Consider the following 17,366-nt stretch of genomic DNA (forward strand, 5'->3'; position numbering starts at 1 on the left):
CTGGCACAGGGCGGTCTCCGGGTGGGCCGATCGGGGATGTCGCCGAGTGTTATCGTCACGTAAATCAAGCGCTTGTACGGCGCTCAGGGAAGGTGGGCAACGGGCCATGTCATTGCGGTCTGCGCGGAGGTCGAAGCGTCGAACGGGCACCGCCCCCGGCACCGGGGACGCCGGAAGCCGGACGCACCGCGCCGCCCGCGCGAGCACCTCACTGCCCGCCGATCCCTCCCTCCCGCCGACCACCGGCTGGCTGCTGCGGGGCAAGGACGGCCGGCTCTCCGCCTACGCCCCGGCCCCCGAGGGCGTGCTGCGCTGGACCGAGAAGCGGCCGGGCGGGCCCGAGTGGACCGGCCCCGAGCTGTTCCGTGCCCCCGGGCTGGTGCCGTACCTCGCGATCGCCCAGGGCGCAGACGGCTATGTGCAGCTCGTCGGGCTGCGGCGCACCCCGGTCGCGGGCGGCGAGACGGCCACGGACGTGGTGCAGAGCATCCAGTACCAGTCGGGCCGCCCCATGCGGGACTGGTACGCGCTGGGCACGCCGTACCCGCAGGACCGCTCGCTCGCCGCGCAGACGGGGCTCCCGGCGGCCGTCGTGGACGCCGAGGGATCCCTCCACGTCTTCGTGCGCAACGCGGGCGGCGGGGTCTGCGGCCGCGCCCAGGTGCCGAACGGCAAGTGGAACAAGTGGGCCGACCTCAAGGGCAGCGGCATGCTGGGCGTGCCCGCGGCCGCCCTCACCGACCACGGGCTGATGGAGATCCTCGCCCCGGCCGAGGACGGCGTCCTGCGGTGGACCCAGGAGACCCAGGGCGTCAAGTTCCAGCGCGCCGGGGACATCGAGGCCTCGGCCGGCGACGGATCGGTCAGCTCCGAACGCACGGGCCGTGAGCGGCTCACCCACGTCTGGCGGGACGCCTCCACGGGCACCGTCCACGCCTGGCGCGAGGGCCTGGCCGCCCCCGTGGCACTCGGCGGTGCGGGCGGCACCGGCCCGGTCGCCCTGCTCCGTACGCCCGTCGACGGCCACGACTGTGTGATCCTCGCCCAGCGCGGCGCCGACGGACGTCCCGCGCTCGCCGCGTACCCGACCGAGGAGGAGACGGCCGGCGCCGACTGGACGACGACGGGCGAGCCCTGCGTCGGCGCCCCGGCCCTCGCGATCGACGGCAACGGCCGTGTGGTCCTGGCCGCGTTCGGCGCGGACGGCACCCTGCGGGTGACGCGCCAGAAGGCGGAATCGGGACTGGCGATGGAGGCCTGGACGGCGGTCTGAGCGACGCCGCGCGAAGAGCCGGCCGGGCCCTGGAGCTCGCCCGGCCCCGGGGCGCGGGCCGCGCCGGAGGACCGCGGCGGGGGACCGCGCCGAGGTGGGCGTGCCGAGTGCCAGGGCGTCCGTCGCGCGGACGGTATGCGAAAGGGCCGTACGGGATCGGGATCCCGTACGGCCCTTGGTCATGCCGCTAGCGGCGTCACGCCGGGACGCTCGCGACGCCCTGCGCCAGGAACCGCTTGCCGTTCACGCGCTCGCTGACGCCCTCGCGGTCCAGGTACGGCGTGATGCCGCCCAGGTGGAAGGGCCAGCCGGCGCCCGTGATCAGGCAGAGGTCGATGTCCTGCGCCTCGGCGACGACACCCTCCTCCAGCATCAGCCCGATCTCCTGCGCGACCGCGTCCAGGACACGGGCGCGGACCTGCTCCTCCGTCAGGACGCTGTCGCCCTGCTTCAGCAGCGCGGCGACCTCCGGGTCCAGCTCCGGCTTCCCGGAGTCGTACACGTAGAAGCCGCGCTTGCCGGCCTCGACGACCGCCTTCAGGTTCGGGGACACCGTGAAGCGCTCCGGGAAGGACCGGTTCAGCGTCTCGGAGACGTGCAGACCGATCGCCGGGCCGACCAGCTCGAGCAGGACCAGCGGCGACATCGGCAGACCGAGCGGCTCGATCGCCTTCTCGGCGGTGGCGACCGGGGTGCCCTCGTCGATGACGTTCTGGATCTCGCCCATGAAGCGGGTCAGGATGCGGTTCACGACGAACGCCGGGGCGTCCTTCGTCAGCACCGCGGTCTTCTTCAGCTTCTTCGCGACACCGAACGCGGTGGCCAGCGACGCGTCGTCCGTCTGCTCACCGCGGACGATCTCCAGCAGCGGCAGCACCGCGACCGGGTTGAAGAAGTGGAAGCCGACGACGCGCTCCGGGTGCTGCAGCTTGGAGGCCATCTCGGAGACCGAGAGCGAGGAGGTGTTGGTGGCGAGGATCGCGTGCGCCGGGGCGACGGCCTCGACCTCCGCGAACACCTTCTGCTTGACGGACATCTCCTCGAACACGGCCTCGATGATGAAGTCCGCGTCCGCGAAGCCCTCGGCCTTGTCGAGGACACCGGTCACCAGCGCCTTGAGGCGGTTGGCCTTGTCCTGGTTGATCCGGCCCTTGCCCAGCAGCTTCTCGATCTCGGCGTGGACATATCCCACACCCTTGTCGACGCGCTCCTGGTCGATGTCGGTGAGGACCACCGGCACCTCGAGGCGGCGCAGGAACAGCAGCGCCAGCTGAGAGGCCATCAGACCGGCGCCGACGACGCCGACCTTGGTGACCGGGCGGGCCAGCGACTTGTCCGGGGCACCGGCGGGGCGCTTGCCGCGCTTCTGCACCAGGTTGAAGGCGTAGATGCCGGAGCGCAGCTCGCCACCCATGATCAGGTCGGCCAGCGCGATGTCCTCGGCGTCGAAGCCCTTCTGCAGGTCGCCGTCCTTGGACGCCTCGATGATGTCGAGGGCGCGGTAGGCGGCCGGGGCCGCGCCGTGCACCTTGGAGTCGGCGATGAACCGGCCGCGGGCGACAGCGGCGTCCCAGGCCTCGCCGCGGTCGACGGTGGCGCGCTCGATCGCGATCTCGCCCTTGAGGACGGACGCGGTCCAGATCAGGGACTGCTCCAGGAAGTCGGCGCCTTCGAAGAGAGCGTCGGCGATGCCGAGTTCGAAGACCTGCTTGCCCTTGAGCTGCTTGTTCTGGTTGAGCGAGTTCTCGATGATGACCGAGACCGCGCGGTCCGCGCCGATCAGGTTCGGCAGGATCGTGCAGCCGCCCCAGCCCGGGACCAGACCGAGGAAGACCTCGGGCAGCGAGAACGCCGGCAAGGCCTTCGACACCGTGCGGTAGGTGCAGTGCAGACCGACCTCGACACCGCCGCCCATCGCCGCGCCGTTGTAGTACGCGAACGTGGGGACCGCGAGGGAGGACAGCCGCTTGAAGACGTCGTGGCCGCCCTTGCCGATGGCGAGCGCGTCCGTGTGCTGCTTCAGCAGCTCGACGCCCTTGAGGTCGGCGCCGACCGCGAAGATGAAGGGCTTGCCGGTGATGCCGGCGCCGACGATGTCGCCGTTCGCGGCCTCGGCCTCGACCTGGTCGATCGCGGTGTCGAGGTTCGCCAGCGACTGCGGGCCGAAGGTGGTCGGCTTGGTGTGGTCCAGGCCGTTGTCCAGCGTGATGAGGGCGAACCGGCCCGCGCCGCCCGGCAGGTCGAGGTGGCGTACGTGCGCCTGCGTGACGACCTCGTCCGGGAACAGCTCGGCCGCGCCCTTCAGGAGCTCAGCGGTGGTGCTCACTTGTTGCCTCCGGCGTCCTTGTGGTGCGGGTTCTCCCAGATCACGGTGGCGCCCATGCCGAAGCCGACGCACATCGTGGTGAGGCCGTAACGGACCTCCGGCTGCTCCTCGAACTGGCGCGCCAGCTGCGTCATCAGACGGACGCCGGAGGAGGCGAGCGGGTGGCCGAAGGCGATGGCGCCGCCGTACTGGTTGACGCGGGCGTCGTCGTCGGCGATGCCGTAGTGCTCGAGGAAGGCGAGCACCTGGACGGCGAAGGCCTCGTTGATCTCGAACAGGCCGATGTCCTCGATGGACAGGCCGGCCTGGGCGAGGGCCTTCTCCGTCGCGGGGATGGGCCCGTAGCCCATGACCTCGGGCTCGACGCCGGCGAAGGAGTACGCGACGAGGCGCATCTTGACCGGGAGGTTGTTCTCGCGGGCGAAGTCCTCGGAGGCGATGAGCGAGGCGGTGGCGCCGTCGTTCAGCCCCGCGGCGTTGCCGGCGGTGACGCGGCCGTGGACCCGGAACGGCGTCTTCAGGCCGGTGAGGTTCTCCAGCGTGGTGCCCGGGCGCATCGGCTCGTCGGCGGTGACCAGGCCCCAGCCGGTCTCGCCGGCCTCGGGGTTGGTGCGGCGCACGGAGACCGGCACCAGGTCCTGCTGGATCTTGCCGTTGGCGTACGCCTTGGCGGCCTTCTCCTGCGAGCGCACGGCGTACTCGTCGGCGCGCTGCTTGGTGATCGTGGGGTAGCGGTCGTGCAGGTTCTCGGCGGTCATGCCCATGAAGAGGGCCGACTCGTCGACGAGCTTCTCCGACACGAAGCGCGGGTTCGGGTCGACGCCCTCGCCCATCGGGTGGCGGCCCATGTGCTCGACACCGCCGGCGATGGCGATGTCGTACGCACCGAAGGCGACGCTGCCGGCGACCGAGGTCACGGCGGTCAGCGCACCGGCGCACATGCGGTCGATGGAGTAACCGGGCACGGACTGCGGCAGTCCCGCGAGGATGCCGGCGGTGCGGCCGATGGTCAGGCCCTGGTCGCCGATCTGCGTGGTCGCGGCGATGGCGACCTCGTCGATCTTCTTGGGGTCGAGGTCCGGGTTGCGGCGCAGCAGCTCCCGGATCGCCTTGACGACGAGATCGTCGGCGCGGGTCTCGTGGTAGATGCCCTTCGGGCCCGCCTTGCCGAACGGGGTGCGGACGCCGTCGACGAAGACGACGTCCCTGACGGTACGAGGCACGATGGCTCTCCTCCAGGGTGCGGGGTGGCACTGCTGCGGGCACGCTCCTGAGCGTGCGCTTGCTTCCCTCATGCTACTTGCGGGTAACCATGCTGCCCACCCCCTGTGCCGGTAGCGGCGAACGTCACACCACGAAGGGCGGCGCATTCGCCCGCCCGGCGGGCCGGACCACGGCGACGCGGCCCGTTCGCGGCCACTTCGTGGCCCCTTCGCGGCAGGTCAGGCCCGCAGGCCGCCTCGATCCGGTCGGGCACCGTCGGCAACGCGACGGCCCGGCCGTCGGAGGCGACAGGCCGGTCTCGGTGGCGCCCAGCCGGACCGGCGCCGCCGAAGGCCGGGCGGCAGCGGCTTCGGCGTGCTCGCCCGGCCTGCCGGAGCAGCTCGGTCACGGCTTCCAAGGACCGTGCCGCACGAGGCGTTCGCTTCGGCAGGCGGCAGGCGGCAGGCGGCAGGCGGCGGTCAGGACCCAAGAGGCCGGAGGCGGCGGGTCGCAGGTCCAGGGGCTCGTCCAGGACGCCGGCCGCCCGGGAGTCCCCGTACGGCGTGCGACGGACCTGACCGGCTCTGACCTGCCCGTGTTCGCGGAGGTCAGGCCGTCGCCTGGAGGGCCCGGGTCAGCAGCGGGGTCACCTGTTCGACCTGCCATGCCCGCGCACCCAGCGCCGTCAGCGCCGCCGACACCGCCTCCGGCGACAGGTCCGCCGGTGGCTCCCAGCACAGGCGACGGACCGTGTCCGGAGTGATCAGGTTCTCCTGCGGCAGGTTCAGCTGCTCCGCGAGCGACGACACCGCGGCACGCGCCGCGGACAGCCGCGCCGCGGCCTCCGGATCCTTGTCCGCCCAGGACCGCGGCGGAGGCGGCCCCGCCACCGGCTGTCCCGGCTGCGGCAGCTCCGCGTCCGGCAGCGCCCGTGCCCGGTCCACCGCCGCCTGCCACTGCTCCAGCTGGCGCCGGCCCATGCGGTGCCCGAAGCCGGGCAGGGCCGTGAGCGCGTTCAGGTTCAGCGGAAGGGCCAGCGCCGCCTCGACGATCGCCGCGTCACTGAGCACCTTGCCGGGCGACACGTCCCGTCGCTGCGCCACCTGGTCGCGCGCGGTCCACAGCTCCCGTACGACCGCCATCTGACGCCGGCGCCGGACCTTGTGCATCCCCGACGTACGCCGCCAGGGATCCTTGCGCGGCGGGGCGGGCGGGGCCGAGGCGATCGCCTCGAACTCCTGCCGCGCCCATTCCAGCTTGCCCTGCCGGTCCAGCTCCTTCTCCAGCGCGTCCCGCAGATCGACGAGCAGCTCGACGTCGAGCGCCGCGTAGCGCAGCCAGGGCTCGGGCAGCGGCCGCGTCGACCAGTCCACCGCCGAATGGCCCTTCTCCAGCGCGTAGCCGAGCACGGACTCGACCATCGCGCCGAGGCCCACCCGGGGGAAGCCCGCGAGCCGTCCCGCCAGCTCGGTGTCGAAGAGCAGGGTCGGCGTCATGCCTATTTCGCGCAGACACGGCAGGTCCTGGGTGGCGGCGTGCAGGATCCACTCGGTGCCGGCGAGTGCCTCGCCGAGTCCGGACAGATCGGGGCAGCCGACCGGGTCGACGAGCGCGGTGCCGGCGCCTTCGCGGCGCAGCTGGACGAGGTAGGCGCGCTGCCCGTAGCGGTAGCCGGACGCCCGCTCGGCGTCCACGGCCACGGGCCCGCTGCCGGCGGCGAACGCGGCGATGACGGATTCGAGGGCCTCGGGGGTGGACACCACCGGGGGGATGCCCTCGCGCGGCTCAAGCAGCGGGATCGGCTGCTCCCCGACCGAGACGCCTGAGACGCCGTCGTCCGGGGGGCCGCCCCCGGTGGTTCGCAGGACTGTCTCTGCTGCGGTCTCTTGGGCGTCGGTCACCTGTCAAGGGTATCTGTGAACGGCAAGCGCCCGTCGACGGAACGTTCCGTCGACGGGCGCGGGTGTGGTGTCAAGGAGTCAGTGGATGATGCCGGTGCGCAGCGCCACCGCCACCATTCCGGCGCGGTCCCCGGTACCGAGCTTGCGGGCGATGCGGGCGAGGTGGCTCTTCACCGTCAGCGCCGACAGGCCCATCGACACGCCGATCGCCTTGTTCGACTGTCCCTCGGCGACCAGCCGGAGGACCTCCACCTCGCGACCGGACAGCTCGCGGTAGCCGCCCGGGTGGCTCGGAGCGCCGGGGGGACGGCGGTGCAGCCGGGCGGCCGCGGCGCCGATGGGGGCGGCTCCGGGGCGGGTGGGGTGGCCGAGGTTCGTACGCGTACCGGTCACGACATAGCCCTTGACTCCGCCGGCCAGCGCGTTGCGTACCGCGCCGATGTCGTCGGCGGCGGAGAGGGCGAGGCCGTTGGGCCAGCCCGCGGCGCGGGTCTCGGACAGGAGGGTGAGCCCGCTTCCGTCGGGCAGGTGGACGTCGGCCACGCAGATGTCGCGCGGGTTGCCGACGCGGGGGCGGGCCTCCGCGATGGACGACGCCTCGATGACATCGCGCACCCCGAGCGCCCACAGGTGGCGGGTGACGGTGGAGCGGACGCGCGGGTCGGCCACGACGACCATGGCCGTCGGCTTGTTCGGGCGGTAGGCGACCAGGCTTGCGGGCTGCTCGAGGAGAACGGACACCAGGCCTCCTGGGAAGGTGGGGGACGGAGCCGGCTCGGGGATGAAGCCGGGGCGAACCGTGCTTGAAGGGTCACCACCTCTTCGGCAGCAAACCCGGACGCCTTTAGAGAAAGATCACGATTTGGTGAGTAACAATTCCGGCAATTCGGACGCGTGATCGATCATCGTATGAGCCCGCACGGGTGCCGTCCGTCCGTGGTCCGCCCGCCCGACGGCGGGCGGCGAGCACCCGGCCGCCGCCCCGCACCCGGGTCCCGCACCCCGCCGCCTCGTGCTTCGCGTCCCATGCGTGCCGTCGCCCGCAGGTCGTGTCCCGTGCCCGGCGCCTCGTGCTTCGCGTCCCGTGTGCGCCGTCGCCCGCAGGTCGTGTCCCGTGCCCGGCGCCTCGTGCTCCGAGTCCCGTGCGCGCGCCCCGGACCCTACGGCGCGTGCGGGCCCCGCCGCTGGGGCAGGGAGACCACGCCGGCGGCGCACTCGGGGACGCCCGCGGGGCTCGCCGGGGGCAGGCCGGCGATCTGGCACAGCAGGTCGCACCAGGCCGCCAGGTGCGTCGCGGTGTCCGGGACACCGTCGCGGCCCGCGCGCGGTGTCCAGGACGCGCGGATCTCGATCTGGGTCGCCGGGCGGCGGTCGCCGAGTCCACCGAAGTAGTGAGACCCCGCCCGGGTGACGGTGCCGCTCGGCTCCCCGTACGACAGGCCCCGCGCCTCCAGCGCACCGGTCAGCCAGGACCAGCACACCTCCGGCAGCAGCGGGTCCGCCGCCATCTCGGGCTCCAACTCCGCGCGTACGAGCGTCACGAGCCGGAAGGTGCCCTGCCATGCCTCGTGACCCGCCGGGTCGTGGAGCAGGACCAGCCGGCCGTCCGCGAGATCCTCACCGTCGTCGACGACAGCCGCCTCGAGCGCGTACGCGTGCGGCGCGAGGCGCTGGGGCGGCCGGGCCACGTCCACCTCGATCTCGGGCCGCAGCCGTGCCGTGCGCAGCGCGTCGACCGCGAGCCGGAACGCGGGCGGAACGGCGTTCCGCTCCGCACTGTCCGTGCCTTCGTCGCCGTCGGATGGATCGGAAAACTGTCCCTGAGCCGCAGCCATGCGGGGAAGAGTAGGCGGAACGCGGGCCGCGCGCAGGGAGGGACACCCGCCCCGCGCATGCTCCTTGCGCGCACATGCGAAGATTCTGGGCGTGAGCGCCAACGACCTTCCGCCGGCTCGAGGCTTCGCCCGAGCCGGGGACACCCCTTCCTCGGGCCAGCAGACGAAGACCGCCGCCGTCGGCGAATCCGCCTTCCTGAAGGCGTGCCGGCGCGAGCCCGTGCCGCACACGCCGGTCTGGTTCATGCGGCAGGCCGGCCGGTCGCTGCCCGAGTACCTGAAGGTGCGCGAAGGCATTCCGATGCTTCAGTCGTGCATGCAGCCCGAGTTGGTCACCGAGATCACGCTGCAGCCGGTGCGCCGCCACAAGGTCGACGCCGCGATCTACTTCAGCGACATCGTCGTCCCGCTCAAGGCCATCGGGATCGATCTCGACATCAAGCCGGGCGTCGGCCCGGTCGTCGCCGAACCGATCCGCCGCCGTGAGGACCTCGCACGGCTGCGTGACCTCACCCCCGATGACGTGTCATATGTCACCGAAGCCATCGGGATGCTCACCGGTGAACTGGGCGCCACCCCGCTCATCGGCTTCGCCGGCGCGCCCTTCACCCTCGCCAGCTATCTCGTCGAGGGCGGGCCGTCCCGCAACCACGAGCACACCAAGGCGCTGATGTACGGCGACCCGCAGCTGTGGGCCGACCTGCTCGACCGGCTCGCGGAGATCACCTCGGCCTTCCTGAAGGTCCAGATCGAGGCCGGCGCGAGCGCCGTGCAGCTCTTCGACTCCTGGGTCGGCGCCCTGGCACCCGCCGACTACCGGCGCTCGGTCATGCCCGCTTCGGCGAAGGTGTTCCGCGCGGTCGAGGAGTACGGCGTCCCGCGCATCCACTTCGGCGTCGGCACCGGCGAGCTGCTCGGCCTGATGGGCGAGGCCGGTGCGGACGTCGTCGGCGTCGACTGGCGCGTCCCCCTCGACGAGGCCGCCCGCCGCGTCGGCCCCGGCAAGGCGCTGCAGGGCAACCTGGACCCGGCCGTCCTGTTCTCCACCCCGGAGGCGGTGGAGAACAGGACCCGTGAGGTACTGGACGCGGCGAGCGGGCTGGAAGGCCACATCTTCAATCTCGGCCACGGGGTTCTGCCCACCACCGACCCCGACGCCCTGACCCGGCTCGTGGAGTACGTACACGCCCAGACCGCGCGCTAGACCCTGACTCGGAACGCGCAAGACCCGGGGACCGGCCCTCCGTGACACATGACATACCGACGCTCGCCCTGCCGCGCACGCGGCAGGAGCCGGCGCCCCATCACATAGTCGTGCCCGCGCCTCGGCGCGGGCGGATCACCGCACTGGACGGCCTCCGGCTGCTCGCCGCGCTGATGGTGGTGGCGTACCACTACCTGGCCCGTGGCGAGGGCTGGTCGGCCTCCGGGCAGGCCATGTTTCCCACAGCCTTCCCGTTCGCCGCCTACGGCTGGCTGGGCGTGGAGCTGTTCTTCCTCATCAGCGGCTTCGTCATCTGTATGAGCTGCTGGGGCCGGTCGGTGGGGGACTTCTTCGTCTCCCGGGTGACACGGCTCTATCCGGCGTACTGGTTCGCCGTCCTCGCCACCACCGCGGTCCTGCTGCTCGTACCGGGCGGACAGAGTCCCCTGCCCTGGCCGGACGTGCTGACCAATCTGACCATGCTCGAGGAACCGCTCGGGGTCCGCATGGTCGACGGCGTGTACTGGACGCTCTTCGCCGAACTCCGCTTCTACCTCCTGTTCGCGATCGTGGCCTGGCGGGGTCTGACCTACCGGCGCGTCGTCGTCTTCTGCTGCGTATGGGCCGTGGCGGGCATGGCGTTCAGCAAGTTCGGCGACGACGCCCTCCGGCTCATGATCATGCCGCAGCACTGCTGGTACTTCATCGCCGGAATGGCGTTCTACCTCATGTACCGGTTCCGGCCGACGCTGCTGCTCACCGGCATCGTGCTGCTGTGCTTCGGAGCGGCTGTGCCCTCCGCCCGCAGCACCTGGAGCCGCACGCTCCGCTACTTCGACGACCCGGTTCCGTTCTGGCCCGTCGTGGCGGTCCTCGCGGTCTCCTTCGGCCTGATGGGCCTCGTCGCCACCGGGAAGCTGTCCTGGATGAACTGGCGCTGGCTGCCGTACGCGGGCGCCGCCACCTACCCCCTGTACCTGCTGCACCAGAACATCGGCTGGGAGCTCATCGGCGTACTGGAGTCCCGTGTACCGGGCTACCTCCTGGTCGGACTCCTCGTCGGCGGCATGCTGGTCGTCTCCTGGCTGGTGCACCGGCTGGTGGAGAAGCCGCTGGCCCGCCCGCTCAAGCAGCGGCTGAACCGGGCGCTCGCCGAGCCCGGGAAGTACGGGCAGGGTTCGCCCCGACGACCCGTGGGCTGAGACACCGCCGGCCGGCCCCGTGCCGGGGCGCGGCGGGCGGCTCGGTGCTGCGCGAGCGAGTGCCGGCCGGCCGTCCGCCTTCAGCCTTCAGCCTTGCGCACCGCCGTCGTCGCCTTGCGCGCGGCCACCAGCACCGGGTCCCACACCGGCGAGAACGGCGGCGCGTACCCCAGGTCCAGGGCCGTCATCCGCTCCACCGTCATCCCGGCGGTCAGCGCGACCGCCGCGATGTCCACGCGCTTCGCCGCGCCCTCGCGGCCCACGATCTGGACGCCCAGCAGCCGTCCCGTGCGATGCTCGGCGAGCATCTTCACCGTCATCGGGGCGGCCTCCGGGTAGTAGCCCGCGCGGCTCGTCGACTCGACGGTGACCGTCACGAAGCGCAGGCCCACGTCCAGGGCGTCCCGCTCCCGCAGACCGGTACGGGCGATCTCCAGGTCGCAGACCTTGCTCACCGCCGTGCCGACGACGCCGGGGAAGGTCGCGTACCCGCCGCCGACGCCCGCGCCGATGACCTGGCCGTGCTTGTTGGCGTGGGTGCCGAGGGGGACGTGGCGTTCGCGGCCGGACACGAGGTCCAGGACCTCGACGCAGTCGCCGCCCGCCCAGACGTTCCCGTACCCGCGCACCCGCATCGCGAGATCGGTGAGCAGGCCGCCGTACACCCCGAGCGGCAGCCCGGCCGCGCGCGCCAGCTTCGTCTCGGGCTCCACACCCATGCCGAGCACCACGACATCCGCCGGGTACTCGGCCTCCTCGGTCGCGACCGCGCGGACCCGTCCGTCGGGAGCGGTGAGGATCTTGGTGACCTCGGCGTCGTTCACGGTAGTGATGCCCAGGCCGTCCATCGCCTCGTGCACCAGCCGGCCCATGTCGGGGTCGAGCGTCGCCATCGGCTGCTCGCCCCGGTTGACGACCGTGACCTCGAAGCCGTGGTTCAGCAGCGCTTCGGCCATCTCCACGCCGATGTAGCCGGCGCCGACGACCACGGCGCGGCGGCCCCGCGCGGCGGCCAGCGTGTCCAGCAGCGCCTGCCCGTCATCGAGGTTCTGCACCCCGTGCACGCCCGGTGCGTCGATCCCGGGCAGCCGCGGGCGCACCGGTCGGGCGCCGGTGGCGATGACGAGCTTGTCGTAGCCCGTCCACGACTCGGCGCCCGACTCCAGATCCCGTGACCTGACCCGCTGCCCCGCGAGGTCCAGCTCGGTGACCTCGGTGCGCGTCCGCAGGTCGATCGCGCGGGCCCGGTGCTCCTCGGGCGTCCGCGCGATCAGCGCGTCCCGGTCGTCCACGTCGCCGCCGACCCAGTACGGGATGCCGCACGCGGAGTACGACGTGAAATGTGACCGTTCGAACGCGACGATCTCCAGATCCTCCGGGCCTTTGAGCCTGCGGGCCTGCGACGCGGCGGACATGCCCGTCGCGTCGCCGCCGATGACCACCAGTCGTTCCATACGGAACACGCTACGGGGCAGCAGACGTTCAGTCCTTCCGCGGGGCCGCCCCCGGGCGGCGCGGCCGCGCAGCAGCGGCCGGACCAGGAACCGCCACGCCGCGTACGCCACCGCGAACGCCAGCAGGAACGGCGCCGCGGCGCCCAGCACCACCACGATCCACCGCAGGGTCGTCACCAGCGCGTTCCAGCCGCCGGACAGGGCGTCCAGGAAACCGGGGTCGTCCTCGGGCTTCGACTGCTCCTTCTTCTCGGGCTCGGACAGCTCCAGCGTGATCGTCGCCATCGTCGTGCGGTCCTTCAGGGACGCCTGCTGCGCCAGCAGCGACTCCAGCTCGGCCTGACGCCTGCTCAGCTCGCCCTCCAGAGTGACCACATCACTCAGCTGCTCCGCCCGGTCCATCAGCGCCCGCACCCGTGCGACGCTCGCCCGCTGGGTGGCGATCCTGCTCTCCACGTCGACCACTTGGCCGGTGACGTCCTTGGCGTCGGCCTTGCGGGACAGCAGTTTCCCGGTGCCCGCCAGGTCCGTGAGGATGCCCGCGTACCGGTCCTGCGGTACGCGCAGCACCACCCGGGACGTCACCTGCGCGTCGTCGACCCGCTGTGTCGACTCGTCGGCGATGTGCCCGCCGGCGCCCTCGACCGCCGTGCGGACCGAGGCGAGTGCCGCCGTGACGTTCTGCACCTCCACCTTCAGCTCGGCGGTCCTGATGACGTGGGTCTGCGGCACCTTCGGCTGCTGCCCCGGGCCCGCGGGCGGCTGGGCACCCGCGTGACCGGAGTCCGGCACGGGCCCCTTCGCCGCCCCGGCCGCCGCCCCGCCGGACGCCGCCTCGCCCGACATCGCCTTGTCGGCCGAGGAGCCGTTCGAGGCGCCGGAGCCGCACCCGGCGAGCGCGAGTGTGGCCATGAGAACCATTGCCGTGAACCTGAGCCGTGCACGCATGCCGTTCCCCCCGAGGGAAGTGGTGGATGGTGACAGTTCGACGTGCCGACCAGGGGCGGGGGTTGCCGTGTTCCGGTTCCGAAGCGGTCACGGTCGGGACTCGTTACGGGACGGCAGGCGGCGTTTGAGAGAGTGGAGACATGCTGTCCTCCCCAGAGCACCCCGGCGCCCGCGCCCGCCATGTCGTCGTCATCGGCGGCGGTATCGCGGGGCTCGCGGCGGCGCACCGGCTGGTCTCCGCCGGAGCGCGCGTGACCCTGCTGGAGGCCACCGCCCGGCTCGGCGGCAAGCTCCTGACGGGGGAGATCGCCGGCGCCCCCGTCGACCTGGGCGCCGAGTCGATGCTCGCCCGCCGCCCCGAGGCGGTCGCGCTCGCACGCGCCGTCGGGCTCGGGGACCGTTTGCAGCCCCCCGCCACCACCACCGCGTCCGTCTGGACCCGGGGCGCGCTGCGGCCCATGCCCAAGGGCCATGTGATGGGCGTGCCCGCCGGCCCGGAGGCGCTCGCCGGACTGCTGTCCGCCGAGGGCATCGCCCGGATCGCGCAGGAGCGTGACCTGCCCCCGGCCGAACTCGGCGACGACGTCGCCGTCGGTGCCTACGTGGCGGAGCGCCTCGGCCGCGAGGTCGTCGACCGGCTCGTGGAGCCGCTCCTCGGCGGTGTGTACGCGGGCGACGCCTACCGCATCTCGATGAAGGCCGCCGTCCCCCAGCTCTTCGAGGCCGCCAGGGCTGCCCACGGCTCCCTGCTGGACGGGGCGCGCGAGGTCCAGCGCCGGGCCGCCGCCGGGCAGGAGACGGCCGGCCCCGTGTTCATGGGACTCGACGGCGGCATCGGCACCCTGCCGCCCGCCGTCGCCGCCGCCGTACGGGCCGGCGGCGGCGAGATCCTCACCGAGACCCCGGTGCTGGGCCTGGCGCGGACCGCCGAGGGCTGGAGGATCCGTACCGACGAGCGGGAGCTGACCGCCGACGGCGTCGTCCTCGCGGCCCCCGCCTGGTCCGCGTCCGCGCTGCTCGCCGCGGAGGCGCCGGCGGCCTCCGCCGAGCTGGCCCGGATCGAGTACGCGTCGATGGCGCTGGTGACCCTGGCGTTCCGGCGCGCCGACGTGGCCGCGCTGCCCGCCGGCTCCGGCTTCCTCGTACCGCCGGTGGACGGTCGGACGATCAAGGCGTCCACCTTCTCCGCCCGGAAGTGGAACTGGACGGCCGAACGCGCCCCCGGCCTCTTCCTGCTCCGCACCTCCGTCGGCCGCTACGGCGAGGAGGAGGCGCTGGAGCGGGAGGACGACGACCTCGTCGCGGTGTCCCTCAAGGATCTCGGAGAAGCCACCGGACTCGCCGCGCGGCCCGTCGCCACCGAGGTCACCCGTTGGATCGGCGGACTGCCGCAGTACCCCGTCGGCCATCCGGCCCGTGTCGGCCGCGTACGGGAGACGGTGGCCGCACTGCCCGGGCTGCGCGTCTGCGGAGCGGCGTACGACGGTGTCGGCATCCCCGCGTGCGTCGGCAGCGGGCAGCGGGCCGCGGACGAGATCATCGCCACGGCCCCCCCGGTGCGGGGCACTGTCCGTGACGGGCGAGAATAGCCGTATGAGTGCGCCCGAAAAGATCCCGAACGCCGGTAAGAAGGCGAAGGACCTCAACGAGGTCATCCGCTACACCCTGTGGTCAGTCTTCAAGCTGCGCGACGTACTGCCCGAGGACCGTGCCGGGTACGCCGACGAGGTCCAGGAGCTGTTCGACCAGCTCGCCGCCAAGGACGTCACCGTCCGCGGCACGTACGACCTGTCCGGCCTGCGCGCCGACGCCGACCTGATGATCTGGTGGCACGCGGAGACCGCGGACCAGCTCCAGGAGGCGTACAACCTCTTCCGCCGCACGCGCCTCGGCCGTGCGCTGGAGCCGGTCTGGTCGAACATGGCGCTGCACCGCCCCGCCGAGTTCAACAAGTCGCACATCCCGGCCTTCCTCGCCGACGAGACGCCGCGCAACTATGTGTCGGTGTACCCGTTCGTGCGCTCGTACGACTGGTACCTGCTGCCCGACGAGGACCGCCGCCGTATGCTCGCAGACCACGGCAAGATGGCCCGCGGCTACCCGGACGTGCGCGCCAACACGGTCGCCTCGTTCTCCCTCGGCGACTACGAGTGGCTCCTCGCCTTCGAGGCCGACGAGCTGTACCGCATCGTCGACCTCATGCGCCATCTGCGCGCCTCCGAGGCCCGCATGCACGTCCGCGAGGAGATCCCGTTCTACACGGGGCGTCGCAAGAGCGTGGCGGATCTGGTGGCGGGGCTCGCGTAACGGGCCCTGTACGACTTGGAGCAGGGCCGCTCCGAACGGGCGGCCCCGCTCCCTTCGACCCGGAAGATCAGACGGCGGGCGGCAGCTTTCGCTCGACCGCCCGCTGGTCCAGCGACACCGGGTCCGGCTGCGGGTGCGGCGCGCATGACGCGCGCCGCACCGGCGTCCTGCCGGTCAGGAGATACCTCTCCATATGGCCGTTGACGCAGGCGTTCGCACCGCCGGAGATGCCGTGCGTTCCCGACGCCCGCTCCGTGACCAGTACGGAACCGGCGAGCCGTTCCCGCAGTCGCAGCGCACCCGCGTACGGCGTGGCCGCGTCCCGCTCGGCCGCCAGGATCAGCAGCGGCGGCAGTTCACCCGGGCCGGTGCGGACGTCGAGCGGCTGCTGCCGTGGCGCCGGCCAGTACGCGCAGGGCAGGTTCATCCACACATTGGCCCAGGTCTCGAACGGCGCCCGCCGTGCCAGCGCGGTGTTGTCGCGGTCCCACACCGCCCAGTTCGTGGGCCAGGCGGCGTCGTTGCACTGGACGGCCGTGTAGACCGCGTTGCCGTTCTCGTCCTCGACGGCGTCGCGCGGATCGGGTGCGGCCTGCGCGACGAGGGGACGCGGATCGCCCTTCAGATACCGGGCGAGCGCGTGGGCGCGCCGTGGCCAGTAGCCGTCGTAGTAGACGGTCCTGGCGAACGCCGAGTGCAGCTGGCCCGGACCCACCGTGCCGCCCGCGGGCGTTGCCGCGAGCCGGGCACGGGCCCGGTCGTAACTCGCCTGCACCTGCGCGGGCGTCCTCCCGAGGCCGTACGTCCCGTGGTGCCGTGCGACCCAGGCGCGGAAGTCCGCCCAACGGCTCTCGAAGGCGAGCGACTGTTCCAGGTTGCTCGTGTACCAGATCTTCGCCGGCTCCGGATCGACCACCGAGTCGAGGACCATGCGCCGCACATGCCCGGGAAACAGCACGGCGTACAACGCGCCCAGATAGGTGCCGTAGGAGGCGCCGAGGAAGGTGAGCCGCCGCTCGCGCAGGGCCGCCCGCAGTACTTCCAGGTCACGCGCGTTGTTGAGCGAGTGGTAGTGCCGCAGCGCGGGGCCCGCGTTGCGGGCGCAGCCCTGCGCGTACGCCTGGGCACGCGCGGCGCGCTCGCGTTTGTACGCGGCGGAGGGCAGGACCGGGGCCTGGGTGGGCGCCTTCGCGAACTCCGCGGGGTTCTGACAGGACAGCGGCGCGGAACGGCCCACTCCGCGCGGGTCGTAGCCCACCATGTCGTACGCCGCCGCGATCCGCTTCCACTCGCGCTCCTTCGCGAGCGCGGGGAAGTACATGCCGGAACCGCCGGGCCCGCCGGGGTTGTAGACGAGCGCGCCCTGACGCTCGGCCGGTTCGCCCGTCGCCTTCAGCCGGCTGACGGTGAGCCGGATCTCTGGGCCCCAGGGGTCGGCGTAGTCCAGCGGGACGGCGACCGTGCCGCACTCGGCGGACGGCGGGAGCTTCTCCGCCGCGGGGCAGGCGCCGAAGGCGACTCCGGTGGCCGCGGCCCGTGCGGCGGCGACGATCGCGCCACGGCCCTCGGGCGTGCCGTACGGGCTCGGGGTCGCTCCGCCCGCCGGGGCCGCGGTGAGGGCCGAGAGGACCAGGGAGCCGACGGCTCCGTACAGGGCTGCTGCTCTCATCGCGTTCCCCTCGCGTTCCCCGGCAGTGACCGTCGTACCGGCAT

General features: G+C 72.7%; 12 protein-coding genes and 1 pseudogene. 5 read left to right on the forward strand and 8 right to left on the reverse strand.

The window, feature by feature from the left end; all coding sequences use genetic code 11:
- The first annotated feature begins 106 nt into the window (after positions 1-106).
- Entirely contained in the window at positions 107-1,273 is a 1,167-nt protein-coding gene (locus ACIQMR_RS26075; RefSeq protein ID WP_401391832.1) for a hypothetical protein, read from the forward strand.
- A gap of 196 nt (positions 1,274-1,469) precedes the next feature.
- On the opposite strand, the gene ACIQMR_RS26080 is transcribed toward ACIQMR_RS26075, so the two are convergent.
- The 5 genes from ACIQMR_RS26080 to ACIQMR_RS26100 form a co-directional block, all read right to left on the reverse strand.
- Positions 1,470-3,599, reverse strand: coding sequence for a 3-hydroxyacyl-CoA dehydrogenase NAD-binding domain-containing protein (locus tag ACIQMR_RS26080; RefSeq protein WP_401391835.1), 2,130 nt, complete (start codon positions 3,597-3,599; stop codon positions 1,470-1,472).
- Positions 3,596-4,822, reverse strand: coding sequence for a thiolase family protein (locus tag ACIQMR_RS26085; RefSeq protein ID WP_401391838.1), 1,227 nt, complete (start codon positions 4,820-4,822; stop codon positions 3,596-3,598). Before ACIQMR_RS26085 ends, ACIQMR_RS26080 begins: the two co-directional genes overlap by 4 nt.
- A gap of 588 nt (positions 4,823-5,410) precedes the next feature.
- Positions 5,411-6,703 carry an HRDC domain-containing protein gene (locus ACIQMR_RS26090; RefSeq protein ID WP_401391841.1) on the reverse strand — a complete coding sequence of 431 codons (1,293 nt, stop codon included), beginning with the start codon at positions 6,701-6,703 and terminating at the stop codon, positions 5,411-5,413.
- A 78-nt stretch (positions 6,704-6,781) separates the two neighbouring features.
- Positions 6,782-7,444 carry a response regulator transcription factor gene (locus tag ACIQMR_RS26095; protein WP_093651875.1) on the reverse strand — a complete coding sequence of 221 codons (663 nt, stop codon included), beginning with the start codon at positions 7,442-7,444 and terminating at the stop codon, positions 6,782-6,784.
- Positions 7,445-7,863: 419 nt separating this feature from the next.
- Positions 7,864-8,538 carry a DUF3000 domain-containing protein gene (locus ACIQMR_RS26100; protein ID WP_401391846.1) on the reverse strand — a complete coding sequence of 225 codons (675 nt, stop codon included), beginning with the start codon at positions 8,536-8,538 and terminating at the stop codon, positions 7,864-7,866.
- 196 nt (positions 8,539-8,734) lie between these two features.
- Here ACIQMR_RS26100 and hemE point away from each other — a divergent pair, with 196 nt between their 5' ends.
- Both hemE and ACIQMR_RS26110 read left to right on the forward strand, forming a co-directional pair.
- Positions 8,735-9,742, forward strand: coding sequence for a uroporphyrinogen decarboxylase (gene hemE, locus ACIQMR_RS26105; RefSeq protein WP_401392242.1), 1,008 nt, complete (start codon positions 8,735-8,737; stop codon positions 9,740-9,742).
- Positions 9,743-9,783: 41 nt separating this feature from the next.
- Positions 9,784-10,944: an acyltransferase family protein gene (locus ACIQMR_RS26110; protein WP_401391849.1), complete on the forward strand. Its 1,161-nt coding sequence runs from the start codon at positions 9,784-9,786 to the stop codon at positions 10,942-10,944.
- Positions 10,945-11,024: 80 nt separating this feature from the next.
- Here the strand turns inward: ACIQMR_RS26110 and ACIQMR_RS26115 are convergent, their stop codons facing one another.
- Both ACIQMR_RS26115 and ACIQMR_RS26120 read right to left on the reverse strand, forming a co-directional pair.
- Complete coding sequence (locus ACIQMR_RS26115; RefSeq protein WP_401392245.1) at positions 11,025-12,398, reverse strand: FAD-dependent oxidoreductase; 1,374 nt, start codon at positions 12,396-12,398, stop codon at positions 11,025-11,027.
- Positions 12,399-12,500: 102 nt separating this feature from the next.
- Positions 12,501-13,346, reverse strand: a pseudogene (locus ACIQMR_RS26120) (DUF4349 domain-containing protein); the annotation flags it as partial.
- A 140-nt stretch (positions 13,347-13,486) separates the two neighbouring features.
- On the opposite strand from ACIQMR_RS26120, the gene hemG reads away from it, so the two are divergent.
- Positions 13,487-14,935, forward strand: a complete 1,449-nt coding sequence (gene hemG / locus ACIQMR_RS26125) for a protoporphyrinogen oxidase (protein WP_401391852.1) — start codon at positions 13,487-13,489, stop codon at positions 14,933-14,935.
- Positions 14,936-14,939: 4 nt separating this feature from the next.
- A complete protein-coding gene (gene hemQ, locus ACIQMR_RS26130; RefSeq protein ID WP_401391855.1) occupies positions 14,940-15,653 on the forward strand; it encodes a hydrogen peroxide-dependent heme synthase in 714 nt (237 codons plus the stop codon).
- Positions 15,654-15,720: 67 nt separating this feature from the next.
- Here the strand turns inward: hemQ and ACIQMR_RS26135 are convergent, their stop codons facing one another.
- Positions 15,721-17,322, reverse strand: coding sequence for an alpha/beta hydrolase (locus ACIQMR_RS26135; protein ID WP_401391858.1), 1,602 nt, complete (start codon positions 17,320-17,322; stop codon positions 15,721-15,723).
- Positions 17,323-17,366 lie beyond the last annotated feature (44 nt).

The organism is Streptomyces sp. NPDC091376 (assembly GCF_044757085.1).
Lineage (GTDB): Bacteria > Actinomycetota > Actinomycetes > Streptomycetales > Streptomycetaceae > Streptomyces > Streptomyces pratisoli.

What these genes read in the sequence shown, in the direction of transcription:
- ACIQMR_RS26075 (WP_401391832.1), top strand. Translation starts at nt 107, where the DNA reads ATGTCATTGCGGTCTGCGCGGAGGTCGAAGCGTCGAACGGGCACCGCC.
- ACIQMR_RS26100 (WP_401391846.1), bottom strand. Translation starts at nt 8,538, where the DNA reads ATGGCTGCGGCTCAGGGACAGTTTTCCGATCCATCCGACGGCGACGAA.
- ACIQMR_RS26115 (WP_401392245.1), bottom strand. Translation starts at nt 12,398, where the DNA reads ATGGAACGACTGGTGGTCATCGGCGGCGACGCGACGGGCATGTCCGCC.
- hemG (WP_401391852.1), top strand. Translation starts at nt 13,487, where the DNA reads ATGCTGTCCTCCCCAGAGCACCCCGGCGCCCGCGCCCGCCATGTCGTC.
- hemQ (WP_401391855.1), top strand. Translation starts at nt 14,940, where the DNA reads ATGAGTGCGCCCGAAAAGATCCCGAACGCCGGTAAGAAGGCGAAGGAC.
- ACIQMR_RS26135 (WP_401391858.1), bottom strand. Translation starts at nt 17,322, where the DNA reads ATGAGAGCAGCAGCCCTGTACGGAGCCGTCGGCTCCCTGGTCCTCTCG.